A 435-nucleotide genomic window follows, 5' to 3' on the forward strand; every position below is an offset into this window, starting at 1 on the left:
CGTCCAGCGCGAGCACGCGGCAGTCGCGCTCCAGCAGCCGGTGCACCGCCCGGGCGACCGCCACACGAGCGCTCTGGCCGCCGGAGAGCCCGCTGCCCTCGACGTCGAGGCGTCGCTCGGGCTCCACGTCGCACCCGCGATCCGGAGCGCTCGGCGCACCCGCTCGGCATCGGGCGCGCGCGTGCCCAGCTCGACGTTCGAGCCGACGGTGCCGGGCAGCAGGTCCGGTCGCTGACCCGCCCAGGCGAGACACTCGCGCAGAGCGGAGCCGGTCACCGGTTCCCCGCCGGACAGCAGAGAGCCCTCGAACGGCACGAAGCCCGCCAGCGCGGCCAGAAGCGTCGACTTCCCGGATCCGCTCGGCCCGGTCAGCGCCGTGATCGAACCGACGGACAGCACCGCGTCGAGCGGCGCGAGCAGCCGCCCTCGCCCGTC

1 protein-coding gene is annotated in these 435 nt (G+C 76.1%); it reads right to left on the reverse strand.

Annotation, left to right across the window (positions count from 1 at the left end; genetic code table 11):
- The coding region (locus tag ACH61_RS15845; RefSeq protein ID WP_153038974.1) for an ATP-binding cassette domain-containing protein at positions 1-435 on the reverse strand (435 nt) is incomplete at both ends.

The organism is Rathayibacter tanaceti (assembly GCF_001634385.1).
In the GTDB taxonomy this organism is placed as follows: domain Bacteria; phylum Actinomycetota; class Actinomycetes; order Actinomycetales; family Microbacteriaceae; genus Rathayibacter; species Rathayibacter tanaceti.